Source organism: Streptacidiphilus cavernicola (assembly GCF_042510955.1).
Classification (GTDB): domain Bacteria; phylum Actinomycetota; class Actinomycetes; order Streptomycetales; family Streptomycetaceae; genus Streptacidiphilus; species Streptacidiphilus cavernicola.
Genome location: NZ_JBHFAB010000009.1, coordinates 148,986 through 163,522, shown reverse-complemented (window position 1 = coordinate 163,522; position 14,537 = coordinate 148,986). Strand labels below are relative to the sequence as shown.

The window sequence follows — 14,537 nt, the reverse complement described above, 5'->3', positions numbered from 1 at the left end:
CCGTGGCGTGGCTAATAGGGATATAAGCGGCATTGTGGTCACGATTCCCTGTGACTACTCTCCGTACAGCAGTCGTTGCCGCCCTGGTCTGCCTCAGTTGCCTCGCGGCGACGCTCACCGGTGAAGCCACCGCCGCCGCCGTGCCGTCCGCCGTGCCGTCCGCCGCCGACGCACAGACGCAGGCGCTGAGGTCGGTGCCCAAGCCCAAGCCCGTCCCCAAGCCGCCGGTCCCGAAGCCGGTGCCCAAGCCGCCCGCCCCCAAGCCCGCCCCGAAGCCCGCCCCCAAACCGGTGGTGTTCACCGGTCAGGCGTTCGACACCTGCGCCGCGCCCAGCCTGGCCACCCTCAAGGCCTGGCACGGCACCTCCGGCTACGGCGCCGTCGGCATCTACATCGGCGGCAAGAACCGTGGCTGCTCGCAGCCCCGGCTCACCGCGAGCTGGACCCGCTCCGCCAGCGCGAGCGGCTGGCGGCTGCTCCCGCTCTACGTCGGCTCGCAGGCGCCGTGCCTCCCGGCCCGGAACACGACCGCCCGGATCGGCACCGGCACCGCGCTGACCCAGGGCACCGCCGAGGGCAAGGACGCGGTCAGGGCCGCCAAGTCACTGGCCATCACCGCGGGCAGCCCGGTCTACCTGGACATGGAGTCGTACACCCGCGGCGCGTCCTGCACCCTCGCGGTGATGCAGTACACCGCCGCCTGGTCCCGCGCCGTCCGCGCGGCCGGCTACCTGGCCGGCTTCTACAGCAGCGCCGACGCCGGCATCGCCGACCTCGCCGCGATCGCGCTCACCCGCGGCGCCCACGCCGCCGCCGACCTGCCGGACGTGCTCTGGTACGCGCGCTGGGACAAGCGCGCCAGCACCGACGGCTACGGCGCGCTGAGCAGCAGCCTGTGGACCGAGCACCAGCGGGTGCACCAGTACGTCGGCAACGCCAAGGAGACCCACGGCGGGGTCACCGTCAACATCGACCGCAACGCGGTGGACGCCCCGGTCGCCCTGGTCCACTGACCTCCCCGGCGGGAACCGTTTTCCGCCCGCAGGACGCGGTATGTGCTGACAGGAGGCCGTGCGAGCGACAGAATCCCTGTCAGCGCCCGCTGCTACCCGCAGGTAGCGCCCCGCCAGGTCAAGGAGGACCCAGGTGCTCAGCACGATGCAGGACGTCCCGCTCACGGTGGGGCGCATCCTCGCCCACGGCTCGACCTTCCACGGCACGTCCACCGTGGCGACCTGGGACGGCACCCGGGCCGTCGCCCGCGGCTTCGCCGAGGTCGGCGCCCGTGCGGCGCAGCTCGCCCATGCTCTGCGCGACGAACTGGGCGTGACCGGCGACCAGCGGGTCGCCACCCTGATGTGGAACAACACCGAGCACCAGGAGGCCTACCTCGCCGTCCCGTCGATGGGCGCGGTGCTGCACACCCTCAACCTGAGGCTGCCGCCGCAGCAGCTGGCGTTCATCATCAACCACGCCGACGACCGGGTGATCATCGCCAACTGCAGCGTGCTGCCGCTGCTCGCCCCGCTGCTGTCGCAGCTGCGCCCGACGCTGCGTCACATCGTGGTGGTCGGCGAGGGCGACCGCTCCGCTCTGGACGGCTTCGCGGGCTCCGTGCACGGCTACGAGGAGCTGATCGCGGACCGCCCGACCACCTTTCCGTATGCCGTCGACCTGGACGAGCGCACGGCCGGCGCGCTCTGCTACACCTCGGGGACGACCGGCGACCCCAAGGGCGTCGCCTACTCGCACCGCTCGATGTACCTGCACTCGATGCAGGTGCTCTCGGCCGAGAGCTTCGGTCTGACCAGCGCCGACAAGGTGCTCCCGGTGGTCCCGATGTTCCACGTCAACGCCTGGGGCATCCCCTACGCGGCGTTCATGGCCGGGACTTCGCTGCTGATGCCGGACCGCTTCCTGCAGCCGCAGCCGCTGGCCGCGATGATCACCGCCGAGCACCCGACCTTCAGCGCCGCTGTCCCCACCATCTGGACCGGCCTGCTGGACGAGCTGGACGCCCACCCCGGCGTCTACGACACCAGCACCCTGTCCCGGGTCGTCATCGGCGGCTCGGCCTGCCCGCCCGCGCTGATGAAGGCGTTCGAGGAGCGGCACGGCATCAACGTCATCCACGCCTGGGGGATGACCGAGACCTCCCCGCTCGGCAGCGTCTCGCACCCGCCCGCCGGGCTCGGCCCGGAGGAGACCTGGCACTACCGGCTCACCCAGGGCCGCTTCCCGGCCTCGGTCGAGCCCCGGGTGATCGGCCCGGACGGCGAGCCGCTCCCGTTCGACGGCGAGTCGCCCGGCGAGATCGAGGTCCGCGGCCCCTGGGTCGCCGCCGCCTACTACGGCGGCGCCGACAACCCGGCGGAGACCGGCGAGAAGTTCAGCGACGACGGCTGGCTGCGCACCGGCGACGTCGGCACGATCAGCCCGGACGGCTTCCTCACCCTCACCGACCGGGCCAAGGACGTGATCAAGTCCGGCGGCGAGTGGATCTCCTCGGTCGAGCTGGAGAACGAGCTGATGGCCCATCAGGACGTGCTGGAGGCCGCGGTCGTCGCCGTCCCGGACGAGAAGTGGGGCGAGCGGCCCCTGGTCACCGTCGTCCTCCGCCCCGGCGCCACGGCCGGCTTCGCCGACCTGCGCGCCTTCCTGGCCACCCGGATCGCGCACTGGCAGCTGCCGGAACGCTGGAGCATCGTCGAGTCGGTCCCGAAGACCTCGGTCGGCAAGTTCGACAAGAAGGTCATCCGCAGGTCCTACGCGGAGGGCAGCCTGGACGTGACCACCCTCGGCAAGGACGCGTAGCCGTCCACGACGGGCGGCGCCGTCGGCCGGGCCGGGTGGCTGGGCTCGACGCCGCCCGGACCGGGGTCGTCCGGGTCGGCTGCGCTCAGCCGCCGAGGCTGCCGATCTTGCCGAGCAGGTCCACTATCCGGGCCTGGACCTCGGGGCTGGTCGAGCGTTCGGCGAGGAACAGCACGGTCTCGCCGGCCCGCAGCCGGGAGTTCTGCTGCGGGCCGTCCACCGAGGTGTAGATCACCAGCGGGGTGCGGTGCAGCTGGTTGTTGTCGCGCAGCCAGTCCACGATGCCGACCCGGCGGCGGCGGATCAGCATCAGGTCCATCACCACCAGGTTCGGCTGGACGCTGCCGGCCTTCTCCACCGCGTCGTTCTCGCTGAGCGCGTGCACCACGTGCATCCCGCGCCGCTCCAGGGTGGCGGTGAACGCCGCCGCGATGTCCTGGTCCTGCTCGACCAGCAGCACCCGGGGCGCGTGCCGCTCGCTGTCCCGCGGCGCGAGGGCGCGCAGCAGCACGGCCGGGTCGGCCCCGTAGGCGGCCTCCCGGGTCGCCTGCCCCAGACCGGCGGTGACCAGCACCGGGACGTTGGCGTCCCCGGCCGCGGTGCGCAGCGTCTGCAGCGCGGTCCGGGTGATCGGCCCGGTCAGCGGGTCCACGAACAGCGCCGCGGGGAAACCGGCGACCTGGCCCTCGACCTCTTCCCTGGTGCGGACGATGACCGGGCGGTAGCCGCGGTCCTGCAACGCCTGACGGGTCGACGGGTCCGGGTCCGGCCAGACCAGCAGCCGCCGCGGGCGGCCGTCGGCGGCCGGGGAGACCATGGTCGGGTAGTCCGCTCCGGCGATGAACTCCAGCCGGCTCTCGGTGCCGGGGCCGTCGTCACCGGGCGGTGCGGCGGAGGGGGCCGCCGGTGCGGCGGACTGCGCGGCGGTCTGCTCGCGCGGGGCGGCGGGGGCGGACGCGGGCCCGAGCGCGAACACGTCGCGGACGGCGCCCAGTGCGCGGACCTTCGCCGTGCCGGTCCCGTTGCCGCCGGGGCCGTTCCCGCTGCTCCCGTTCATCCCGTTGTTGGTGTTGCTGCTGTTGGCGCTGTTGCCGCCGCCGTCCGGGCCGAAGCGACCGCCGAAGGGCGCGGCGGCCGGGACCGGCTGCAGCGCCGCAGGCTGCAGCGCGGACGGGCCCGAGCCCTGCTCCGGCGCGTGCGACTGCTGCCCGGGGAGGGCGATGCCGCCGCCCGGTGCGCTGCCGCCGTTGCTCTGCGGGCCGGTGCCGCTCTGCGGGCCGGTGCTGCCGCCCGGGGGCTCCAGCGCCAGCGGTCCGCCCGACCCGCCCTGTGCCTGGTCGTCGCCCGGCGGGATCGCCAGTCGGCGCCGACGCCCGTTCGACGGTGCGGCGTCTGCCTGGGCCGGGACCGGGGCAGGATCGATCCTGCTCCCGGCCGGCGGCAGCGCGTGCTCAAGACCCGGGTACACCGGGCCGCCGATCAGGCCGGGGAAGCCGTTCGTTCCCAGTCCGGGCTGCTGCTGGACCGGCTGCTGCTCCTGCCGCTGCTGGGCCTGCTCCTCCGCCTGAGCCTCCGCCTGCTGCTGGGCCTCCAGCACCGCGCGCGGCGGCCGGACCACCTCCGGCGCGGGCAGCGCGCGACGGCGGCGCGAGCGGTCTGTCCCCTGGGCGGGCGTCTCCGGCCGGGCCTCGGGCAGGCTCTCCGCGCTGCGCCGCGCCCCGGGCAGCGACGCGCCACCGGCGGATGTGCCGAGCCCGTCTGATGCCCCGTCATAACCGTCATAACCGCCGCCGGTCGGCCCGCCGGCCGTGCCGCCGCCGGTCCCGCCGTCGGCCATCCCACCAGCCGTCCTGCCTCCGCCGGCTGTGCTGCCGCCTGCGCGGGCGCCCGCGCCGCCGCCGGTGGCGGAACCGTCGCCGGTTCCCCTGCCCCCGCCTGCCGCGCCAGCACCTCCGCCCCCGCCCGCCGGAGTGCCGAGCCCCGGCAGCTCCGGGAGCATCGCGGTGTCGTTCTCCCTGGTCCGGTCCGCCCGCCGGGCCGCCGCGGCGGCCCGCTCGGCCGCCTCCCCCGCGGTCGCCGGGTCCAGCGGCAGCTCCACCACATACGTCCGGCCCTGCTTGCCGGGCAGCTCGTGCGACTGCAGCACGCCGCCGTGCCGCTCGACCATGCCGCGGGCGATCGGCAGGTGCACCGGGCTGCCGCCCGCGCTGGGGCCGCGTACCTCGATCCGGGCCACCGGGCCGCGCTGGGCGGCCGCTATCACCACGGTCGGGCCCTGCCCCGGCGTCCCGCTCAGTCCGGAGGCGACGCCGACCGCCATCCCGTACAGCCCGTTCCCGCCCTCGCTGCTGCCGCCGCCGCCGACGCCGCTGCCCGCCGCGGCGGGCAGCGCCACGTCCGCGATCAGATGGCCCAGCGCCTGCGCCAGCCGCTCCTGGTCCACGATCACCTCGACCTCGGACGGGTGCACCGCGAACCGCACCCGGTCCTCGCCGATCAGCTCGGTCGCCGCGGCGACCGCCCGCCGCACCACCGCGTCCAGGCCGACCGGATGGCGCTCCAGCGCCTCCCGTCCGGCGTCCAGCGAGGCGTCGAAGCGCTGGTAGGACAGCACGCCGTCGACCAGCCGCGCGGTCCTGGCGCAGTCGGCGGCCAGCCGCCGCAGCACCCAGTTGGCCTCCGGCCAGAGCTGCCCGGCCGGGTCGGCGGCGAGCCGCTCCAACGTCCCCTGCAACCGGCCCAGCGGCTCGTCCAGCTCCTCCCGCAGCACGGCGGTGAGGTGTTCGTGCCTGGCCTCGAGGGAGAGGAACGCGGTCCGGTCGGTGAACGTCATCACCGCGCCGACCAGCTGCTCGCCGTCCCTGACCGGTGCGGTGGACAGCTCGACGTGCACCGGGCGGCCGTCCTTGCGCCACAGCACCGCCGTCCGCACCCGGTGCTTGCGGCCGGAGGCGAGGGTGTCCGCGAGCGGCGACTCCTCGGGCGACTGCGGGGTGCCGTCCGCCTTGGAGTGCTGCACCAGCGGCAGCAGCTCCTGACCGCCCAGCTCGCTGGCGCGGAAGCCGAGGATGTGCGCGGCGGCCGGGTTGACCAGCACCACCCGCCCCTCGATGTCCACGCCGAGCACGCCCTCGGCGGCGGCGCGCAGGATCATCTCGGTCTGCTTGTGCTGGCGGCGCAGCTCGGCCTCGACTTCGAGCCGGGCCGACAGGTCGCGCACCACGATCAGCAGCAGCTCCCGGTCGGACGGCCGGGACGAGCCCGCCCCGGAGCCGCCGCTCGCGCCGTATCCGTACCGGGACACGCCGCCGTAGGAGTCGTACGGGCCGTAGCCGTCCCGGCCGCCGCTCGTGCCGCCGGGGCGGGCCGATCCGCCGCTGCTGCTGCCGCTGCCGGAGCCGAGGCCGCCGAGGCCGCCGCCGAGCAGTCCGTCGTCCTCGAACTCGTTCCCGGCGACCTCGACCGGGAAGGAGGTCCCGTCGGTCCGCCGCGCGGTCATCCGGACGGGGGCGTCGTCGTCCTCTTCGCTGCCGTCCTCGGCGCGGGCGCGGGGGCGCATCGAGCCGGGGATGCGGCTCGGGTCGAACTCGGGGAGGAGGTCCAGCACGCCCATGCCGACCAGCGACGTGCCCGGGGCCTGCAGGCTGCGCACGGCGGCGGCGTTCGCGTCCACCACGGTGCCGTTGCTGTTGACCAGCAGCAGCGCGTCCGGGAGCGCGTCGAGTATGGCGGCGAGGCGAGCAGTGCCTCGGGTCGGCCTGCTGCTCACGACGAGCCGTCCTCCCTAGCTGTACTTCCCTTCCGCAGCGGCCCGGTCCCGGCGCTGCGTCGGCTGACCTCCCCCCAGGCTCACCAGCAAGCACTATCCCATCAATTTTGCGATTGCGGCGACCCGCCTAGTAACGTAGTTACCGGTTGGCCGCAGCCCGGGTGGCTGTGGCATCATCCATGCAGACGATCGCGCGTACCGGTTTCCGGTGTCGGCGGTCAGTGCTGGGAGGCTTCGCCTAGTCCGGTCTATGGCGCCGCACTGCTAATGCGGTTTGGGTTTTAACGCCCATCGGGGGTTCAAATCCCCCAGCCTCCGCAGTCAGATCCAGGGAGTCCGCACCTCAGGGTGCGGGCTCCCTGAGTCGTTTCCGGGGTCACCGGGCAGCGGATCAGCTGTGGTGCCAGTGGTAGCGGCCGCTCTCCATGACGCAGGTGATGGTGCTGCCGTGGGCATCGACGGTCGAGCGGCCGGCGTCCCTGTCCGGGCAGTACTCACCGGCGGCGTAGAAGTTGCCCGAGGGGGCCTTGAGCACGCCGCCGCCGCTGTTCGAGTTCGGCGGGGTGCTCGCCGGAGCGGGTACAGGGGCGCGACTGGTCGGTCGCGGGGTCGTGGTCGGCGGCCGGGGAGCCGTCGTCGGGGTCCGGTCGGCCGGGCTGCTGCTGGGCGTGACCGGAGTGTCAGCCGGGGTGGGCGTGGCCGCGGCAGTGGGAGCCCCGGGGGCACTGCTGGACGCGGTGCTGCGCACCGGGGTCTTCGGGACGGGCGCCACATCAGTGGCGCTGCTGCACGCGGCGAGGGCGAGGACGGCCGCGCAGCCGGTCGCGGTGAGTGCTCTGCGCATGCTTCCAGCCTGCGCTCCGGGCCCGTGTCCCGCGCGGCGGCCGTCCCGAAAACCCGATTTCACCCCAGGCCGGGGCTCGTGTAATGTTGTCCTCGCAAGGCAGCGGGGCGAACGAAAAACGCCCTGAAGCCGAGTAGGCGCTCATAGCTCAACGGATAGAGCACTTGACTACGGATCAAGAGGTTGCAGGTTCGAATCCTGCTGAGCGCACCGCAGGACAGGGGCCCTTCGCCGGAAACGGCGAAGGGCCCCTGTCGTTGGTTTGGCGGCAACGCTGACGGCAACGGCCTTCTGGGTCTCCGTCAGCTGGGAGTCCAGGACCTCGGATACCGGGCTCGCCGTCGCCACCGCCGCCGTTTTCCGCGAGGGGGTCCCGCTAAAGTGAGGCTGCGGGAACCAGCGCTGGTAGGAGGGCAGCATGTCGACCAATGCGGTTGAAGGACCCGGGGGCGGCCTCCCGGCCAGGTTGACCTGGGACGAACTAGAACAGCTGCCTGAAGAGGTTGCCAGAGAGATCGAGCTGTGGGACGGGAACGTCACCTGGCTTCGGAGACCCCCGCATGAGCACCAGCAGGTGAGTGCACTCATGTGGCGTGCCTTGACCACTGACGCCAGGCGGAGGGCGGCCGGCCCACGGGACGACGGCCAAGGGCAGTGCTGGCAGGTCAGCCTGGAGACGAATGTGTTCTTCTCCGCTGACAAGAACAGCTTCCTCACTCCGGACTTCCTGGTGCGTCGCTGCCTGGAACGGGGGGCCGACACCTATGCGGCTGACGTCTCCCTGGCCGGCGAGGTGCTATCCCGCTCCGACACCCCCTCGCGTCGCGAGTGGAAGAAGATCCAGTACGCCGAAGCCGGCATCCCCTGGTACTGGGAGGTCGAGCTCGACTCGGGCAAGACCTGGGACGTCACCGTCGTACGGGCCTACGAGCTTGCTCTCATCCAGACCGATGGCCTCAGGGTCAAGCCGCTCCGCCCGGCGATGTACGCGCTGGTCGGGGAGTGGAACCCGGGCGACGTGGGGATCGACTTCCCTGAGCCGTTCCGCATCAGCATCTCCTGGGAAGACCTGACCCTCTGAGCTGCTCTCGGCCCCTGGAGAGAGTCGGCGAGGATGCGTGCGTGAGCCGACATCTCACCCGCGGGGCGCGCTGCTGCCAGGTGAACGTGATCGATCGGGGATTGCGGGCGCCGCGGCCAGACGGTTGCCTCCGCCCGTAGCAGTGAGCCCCCGTGGGTCTGCCGCTGTGGCGAAGTGGATATGACCGTTGATCATCCGAGTTGGTTCAAGGAAGTCCACGGCGACGACCTGCTGCCAAGGGGTGGCGGCGGAACGGTTTCGGCCGCTGTCGGATGTACACGATCGAGGGACAAGCCTCCGACACCACCGATCCGATCGTCCTCAGCGCCTAGCCTCGAAGAGAGATCACGACTGGCCGTCAATGCACCACGCCAGAGGACGTGATCCTGTGCTTTCCACTTCCACGTTTCCCGTGCTTGCGCCTGGCCGGACTGTGCGTCGGCACCGGGTCAACTCGGCGTACCCGCTCGCTATTCAGATGGGATCTGACACATGACCAGCAGCAGTGGCATCAACCCGTCCGCCGCCGGAACGGTTCCTGGTTGCCCCGGTGTCGAGGGCCTGCGTGCCGCCGCGGACGCTCGGGTGCGTGCGCGGATCGCCGACGCGGCGGAACGCCGGGTGCGGCGGGGCCGGTTCCGGGACGAGTTCGCCGAGCGGCGCCGCCATGGGCTGCACTCGCGGCACTGCGCCAGAACGGCCCGGCTCCGCCTCGCGGGCCGCCTCCATGGGCCTGGCAACGACGGTGGGGGAGGGGCTGGAGGGGGCAGAGGAGGGTCTCGGGGAGGCGGAGTCGACAGCGGGTGAACCGCGATCCGGGTGAACCGGAATTCGGGGCGTCTGCCTCGGGCGTGTATGCCGCCGCGGCGGTCTCGGCGGCGGCGCTGCTGGTCACCGCGGCCCGGGTGGGGCAGGGGCGGGCCACCGCCGGGGACCTGGTGCTGCTGATGGCCGCGCTGGCCGGAGTGCAGGGCGCGCTCGCCGGGCTGGTTTCGCAGCTCAGCGCGGTGGGCCCGGCGCTGGCCCTGTACGGGCACTATGACGCGATCGTCGGTGCGTCGGACGGGCCGTGCACGGAGGCAGAGGCGAGCGCGGAGGAGGGGACGGGGGCTGAGGCCGGGGCCGGGGTTGGTACTGGGGTGGTGCGGGAGCCTGGGCCGTTGCGGGTCGGCATCGAGTTGCGGGACGTGTGGTTCCGCTACCACCCGGAGCAGGATTGGGTGTTGCGCGGGGTGACCCTGTCCCTGCCGGTGCGCGGCTCGGTCGCGCTGGTCGGGCTGAACGGGGCGGGCAAGTCCACCCTGGTGAAGCTGCTGTGCCGACTCTACGAACCGCAGCGCGGCAGCATCACCTGGGACGGGTTCGACGTAAGGGAGTTGGACCCGGCGGCGCTGCGGCGGCGGATCGGGGTGCTCTTCCAGGACTACATGACGTATGCGCTGACGGTCGCCGAGAACATCGCCGTGGGGGAGGTGTCCGCGCTGCCCGGCGCGGAGCAGCCGGACACCGAGGGCGGCCTGCGGGTCCGGGCGGCTGCGGCGGCGGCCGGGGTCGATGAGTTGGCCAGCGCCTTGCCGGACGGCTATCGCACGATGCTGAGCCGGACCTTCGCCGCCACGCCGTCGTCCCTTGGGACGAGCAGCCCGGTGCTGCGGAACGGAACGCGCGTTGCGGCGTCTGCTCCAACGCCCGCAGCGGCGGGCTCCGACTCCGCGGCGTCCGCTCCGGCACCTGCCGCCTCCCCCGCGGCCGACGGTCCCGCCGTCACCCCGGCAGGCAGGGCAGGCGGGGCCGGCGGGGCGGGAGGGGCCGGGGCGAGCGGAGTGGCCGAGGCCGGGATGGCCGGGGTGACCCTTTCCGGGGGGCAGTGGCAGCGGATCGCGCTCGCACGGGCGTTACTGCGGCGGGACGCCGACCTGCTGATCCTCGACGAACCCTCCGCCGGGCTCGACGCGCAGGCCGAACAGGAGGTGCACGCACGGCTGGTGGAGCTGCGCGAGCACCGCACCAGTCTGCTGATCTCGCACCGGCTGTCCTCGGTCCGGCAGGCGGACCGGATCGTGGTGCTGCGCGGCGGCCGGATCATCGAGCAGGGCGACCACGACACCCTGATGCGCGGCGAGGGCGCCTACGCCGAACTGTTCCGGGTCCAGGCAGCGGGTTACCAACTGGCCGCGGTCGGGCCGAGTGCCAGGTCCAGCGTCGGAGAAGGCACCGGGCCGAGCATCCCGCCGGGCACCGTCCCGAGCGCCGCCCCGGCCCCCAGCCCGAGCGGCGGTGTCGGGAGATGACCGCCGCAGCCGTGCGGGTGTCCGTGCTCGGGCCGATGGAGCTGACCGTCGACGGAAGACCGGTGGCCATCGGCGCACCGCAGACCCGGACCGTGCTGGCGCTGCTGGCCCTCGGTTCGGGCGGGGTGGTCCCGGTCGACCGCATCGTCGAGGGCGTCTGGGGCGAGCGGTCGCCGCGCTCGGCGGTGCTCAAGGTGCAGGGGCATGTGTCCGCGCTGCGCAAGGCGCTGTGCGCGGCCGGTGGTCCGGACACGGCTGCGGTGCTGGTCACCCGCCCGCCCGGCTACCAACTGGTCGGGCCGGGCTACTGCTGCGACATGGACGAGTTCACCGGGTCCGCCCGACAAGCCTCGGCCCTGGCCGCGGCCGGGGATCCGGAGGCGGCCTGCGAGCTGCTCGACCAGGCGCTCCGGCCCTGGCGCGGGCCCGCCTTCGCCGACGTCCCGGGCGAGGAAGTACGGCTGCACGCGGCCCGGTTGGAGCAGTTGCGCTCCATCGCGCTGGAGGAGAAGGCCACCCACGACCTGCGCCGGGGCCGCTACTGGGCGGTACTGGAGGATCTCGGTCCCGAACTGGACAGCAACCCGCTGGGCGAGCGGGCCAGGGAGCTGGTGATCCATGCCTACCTGCGCCTGGGCCAGCGGCACGCGGCGCTGGCCTGCTACGAGACGGGGCGGACGCTGCTGCAGGACGAGCTGGGCATCAGCCCGGGGCAGTCGTTGCAGCGACTGGCCCGTCTGATCCGGCACGGGGCCACTCCCGATGTGGAGGCCGGAGTCTGACCACATGTCACCAACAGAGCTGAGCCACCGTCACTCCTCGGCCAGCAGCCGCGCCGTGGGCAGGTTGCGCAGCGACCGCAGTGGAACAGCCGCGGCGATGACGGCCAGCAGGACGGCGGTGACCGCGCCCAGCGCCGCGGTCAGGTAGACGGCCGACGGGAGCGTCGGCTGGAGCGCGGTGGCCAGACCGAGCGCGCTCCCCGCGCCCAGCACCGCGCCGAGGACGCCCAGTCCCGCCGCCTCGTAGCCGGCCAGTCTGGTCAGCTGTCCGTCGCTCCAGCCGGTGGCCCCGAGCAGGGCGAACTCGGACGCCCGCTCGCGGATGTTGACATAGAGGACGTCGGCGACGGCAACCGCTCCCAGCAGCGCGGTGACCCCGGCGGCCAGGTAGTCGGTGGGGCGGGTCTGCAGCACCACGGCGTCGCCCAGCAGCGTCCCGGAGACCGTGCTGTGGAAGGCCAGGTCGATCATCGCGATCAGGGTGAGCGCGGCGATGCCCAGGGCCAGGCTGACCGAGCCGAGCAGGGTGCGACCGGGCGCGCGGAGCAGGTTGCTGCGGGCGAGGGCGCTGATCCGGCGGCGCGGACGCGGGCGGCGGACGAAGGCGACCGCGGGCCGGACGGCGGCGCCCGGGTCGGCTCGGGTGGCCCGCCAGGCCGGGCCGAGTGCGGCCAGCAGGCTGAGCAGCAGTGCGGCGGGCAGCGCCAGCAGGGCGTAGAGCAGCCGGAGGTGCACGCCCAGCGCGGGGGCCAGCGCGAAGGCGCAGCCGGTGCCGCCGACCCCGGCCGCCGCGCCGACGACCGCCGCCTCGGTGAACACCAGCTGGAACAGCCGGGGTCGGGACCAGCCCAGGCAGGCCAGCACCCCCAGCTCGGTGACCCTGGCCCGGACCGCGGCGCCGGCCGCGTTGCCGACCGCCAGCGCGCAGGCGACCAGGACCAGCACCGCGAGCAGCAGGCTCTTCCGGTTGACGGCGGTGACCACGACCGCGGCCACCCCCTGCTTCAGCCAGGGCTGGGCCAGGGTCAGCGCGGGACGGCCGTACTTCCCGGCCGGGATGCCGGTGGCGACCGCGGTGCTCGACGAGCCGGTGACGAAGTCGACCTGGAGGCCGGTGGCCCGGCGGATGCTGTCGGCGATGGCGCTGATCCGGTCCCGGGAGAGCGCGTCGATCCCGATCCGGCCGGTCACCCGCACCCGGATGGTGCTGATCGGCGCGGCCGGGTCGATGCCGAAGCCGGTTGCGGTGTCCACGTAGGGCGGCTTCTGAAGCTGGGTCAGCGCACTGAGGGTGGTCAGCAGGGTGGGGCGCTGCGCGACCGGTCCGGCCGGATCGCCGTCCGGGCCCAGCGCCTGGCCGCCGAGGGCGGTCCGGGAGGCGGGGTCCGCGCCGGGGGCGCCGGGCTGGGAGTAGAGGTCCATCGGGGCGGGCGCCAGCGCGGGCCCGAGGTTCACCTTGGCCGGGTCGAACACGCCGACGCTGCGCAGTTCGGTGCTCGTCCTCGGATGGGTACCGTCGGGGGCCGCCCCCGGCTCGTAGAGGTTGTTGTTGACGTCGGTCGGGGAGTGGTTCACCACGCCGCGGGTGGCGGTGTCGCCGAGCTGGACCGGGAGGCCGGTCCAGTGCGCCCCCGGCTCGTAGGCGGCGCTGTGCCAGGCGGCGGGCGGCAGTTGCACCGGCTGCTCGATCAGACCGGAGCCGTGCGGCGTCAACGTCGGCGCCCCGGTGGTCCAGATGCTGGACGCCACCGGGTCGAAGCCGGTGCCCTGGGCCGCGTAGACGGGAAGCGGCGACGCCATGGCGGCGAGGATCTGCCGGTAGGCCTGCTCGGTGGTCACGGTGGTGCTGCCGGAGCGGGTGGCGGGCAGCTTGCCGAGCTGGTCAGGACGCGAGATCAGCGAACTGCCGGACGCGATGGACGCAGCCGCGCTCGGCGGCAGCGAGCTGACGGTGACCTGGAGCCGGTCGCCGGTGTCCGGGGTCGAGGAGGCCAGCACCGGGATCGAGGGCGAGCGGAAGACCTGGCCCGCGGTGGCCGGAGAGAAGCGGTCGGCGTCGGTGAAGCTGCTGGTCGAGGGGCCGTCGCTCTCGGTGAGGTAGCGCCCCTGGAGCACCGACCGGTCCAGGCCGTCCAGGGCGGCCTCCTGCGCCGGGTCGATCCCGGCGACCAGCATCGGCACGGTCAGGCCGATCAGCACATGCGGTGCAGCAGCCTGTTGTTGACTGTCCGTCGGATAGGTGGGATAGGTGCTGTTCTGGTTGCCTGACCAGCAGTCCGAGCTGCTGCGCGCGGATGGTGACAGCGCCGGGCCCTGGGTCGATCCGCCGTTCCCGGCGCCCGTGCCGGAGCTGTCGGCGGGTTGGCTGTAGACGCAGACCCGGCTGACCGAGCCGTCCGGGTGCTGCTGCAGGGCGTAGAACTGGTCGACCAGGTCCTTGGGGTCGCCGCGGAGCGGGTCGGTGGTGGCGTAGAAGTAGATCGGGCCGTCCGGGATGCGGCTGGTGCCCTGGTCGGTGACCCAGGTCGGGTCGATCCGCAGTACCTGGTTCTCCACGCCGGGCTTGAGGTAGCGGGTGAGGTCGACCGCGACCTCACCGGTCTGCATCACATAGCCGCCGACCGCCACCGGCGCGGCCACCGCGACCCCGGGCAGGGCCAGGATCCGCTGCCACTGGGCGGTGGTGATGCCGGCGCCTAGCGAGCTGAGCTGGTCGGTCTGAACGAGCCCGCTGCTGTGCTCCAGCGCGGAGGCGGCGCCGCGGGGGCGGACCAGGATGTCGTACAGCGGGCGGTAGTTGGCCTTGACCGTGCCGACCGCCTGCAGCTGCGCGCCCTCGGCGGCCGAGCTGAGCAGGGCGAAGCTGGTCACCGCCAGCAGGATCGCGAGCAGGGTCGCCACGGTCCGCTCCCGCCGGTAGCCGAGCTGCGCCCGCACCGCTGTCCACATGCCCGAG

8 protein-coding genes and 2 tRNA genes are annotated in these 14,537 nt (G+C 73.5%); 7 read left to right on the top strand and 3 right to left on the bottom strand.

Annotation, left to right across the window (positions count from 1 at the left end):
* Window positions 1-50: 50 nt before the first annotated feature.
* Both ACEZDE_RS14835 and ACEZDE_RS14830 read left to right on the top strand, forming a co-directional pair.
* Complete coding sequence (locus ACEZDE_RS14835; protein WP_380536453.1) at window positions 51-1,013, top strand: glycoside hydrolase domain-containing protein; 963 nt, start codon at window positions 51-53, stop codon at window positions 1,011-1,013.
* Window positions 1,014-1,146: 133 nt separating this feature from the next.
* Window positions 1,147-2,814, top strand: coding sequence for a long-chain fatty acid--CoA ligase (locus tag ACEZDE_RS14830; protein WP_380536451.1), 1,668 nt, complete (start codon window positions 1,147-1,149; stop codon window positions 2,812-2,814).
* A gap of 85 nt (window positions 2,815-2,899) precedes the next feature.
* Here the strand turns inward: ACEZDE_RS14830 and ACEZDE_RS14825 are convergent, their stop codons facing one another.
* Entirely contained in the window at window positions 2,900-6,583 is a 3,684-nt protein-coding gene (locus ACEZDE_RS14825; RefSeq protein WP_380536449.1) for a PAS domain-containing protein, read from the bottom strand.
* Between the two features lie 227 nt (window positions 6,584-6,810).
* On the opposite strand from ACEZDE_RS14825, the gene ACEZDE_RS14820 reads away from it, so the two are divergent.
* Window positions 6,811-6,901: transfer RNA gene (locus ACEZDE_RS14820), tRNA-Ser, on the top strand.
* A gap of 73 nt (window positions 6,902-6,974) precedes the next feature.
* On the opposite strand, the gene ACEZDE_RS14815 is transcribed toward ACEZDE_RS14820, so the two are convergent.
* Window positions 6,975-7,427 carry a hypothetical protein gene (locus ACEZDE_RS14815; protein ID WP_380536447.1) on the bottom strand — a complete coding sequence of 151 codons (453 nt, stop codon included), beginning with the start codon at window positions 7,425-7,427 and terminating at the stop codon, window positions 6,975-6,977.
* Between the two features lie 137 nt (window positions 7,428-7,564).
* Here ACEZDE_RS14815 and ACEZDE_RS14810 point away from each other — a divergent pair.
* The 4 genes from ACEZDE_RS14810 to ACEZDE_RS14795 all read left to right on the top strand — a co-directional run bounded on the left by ACEZDE_RS14810 (window position 7,565) and on the right by ACEZDE_RS14795 (window position 11,581).
* Window positions 7,565-7,637 (top strand) — tRNA-Arg (locus ACEZDE_RS14810).
* A 208-nt stretch (window positions 7,638-7,845) separates the two neighbouring features.
* Window positions 7,846-8,508: a Uma2 family endonuclease gene (locus ACEZDE_RS14805; protein WP_380536445.1), complete on the top strand. Its 663-nt coding sequence runs from the start codon at window positions 7,846-7,848 to the stop codon at window positions 8,506-8,508.
* A gap of 947 nt (window positions 8,509-9,455) precedes the next feature.
* Complete coding sequence (locus ACEZDE_RS14800; protein WP_380536641.1) at window positions 9,456-10,799, top strand: ATP-binding cassette domain-containing protein; 1,344 nt, start codon at window positions 9,456-9,458, stop codon at window positions 10,797-10,799.
* Complete coding sequence (locus ACEZDE_RS14795) at window positions 10,796-11,581, top strand: AfsR/SARP family transcriptional regulator (RefSeq protein WP_380536443.1); 786 nt, start codon at window positions 10,796-10,798, stop codon at window positions 11,579-11,581. Before ACEZDE_RS14800 ends, ACEZDE_RS14795 begins: the two co-directional genes overlap by 4 nt.
* Before the next feature lie 30 nt (window positions 11,582-11,611).
* Here ACEZDE_RS14795 and ACEZDE_RS14790 read toward each other — a convergent pair whose 3' ends face one another.
* The gene (locus tag ACEZDE_RS14790; RefSeq protein ID WP_380536441.1) at window positions 11,612-14,530 is read right to left on the bottom strand and encodes an FtsX-like permease family protein; all 2,919 of its coding nucleotides are present in this window, start codon (window positions 14,528-14,530) and stop codon (window positions 11,612-11,614) included.
* Window positions 14,531-14,537 lie beyond the last annotated feature (7 nt).

What these genes read in the sequence shown, in the direction of transcription:
- ACEZDE_RS14795 (WP_380536443.1), top strand. Translation starts at nt 10,796, where the DNA reads ATGACCGCCGCAGCCGTGCGGGTGTCCGTGCTCGGGCCGATGGAGCTG.
- ACEZDE_RS14815 (WP_380536447.1), bottom strand. Translation starts at nt 7,427, where the DNA reads ATGCGCAGAGCACTCACCGCGACCGGCTGCGCGGCCGTCCTCGCCCTC.
- ACEZDE_RS14805 (WP_380536445.1), top strand. Translation starts at nt 7,846, where the DNA reads ATGTCGACCAATGCGGTTGAAGGACCCGGGGGCGGCCTCCCGGCCAGG.
- ACEZDE_RS14790 (WP_380536441.1), bottom strand. Translation starts at nt 14,530, where the DNA reads ATGTGGACAGCGGTGCGGGCGCAGCTCGGCTACCGGCGGGAGCGGACC.
- ACEZDE_RS14800 (WP_380536641.1), top strand. Translation starts at nt 9,456, where the DNA reads ATGGCCGCGCTGGCCGGAGTGCAGGGCGCGCTCGCCGGGCTGGTTTCG.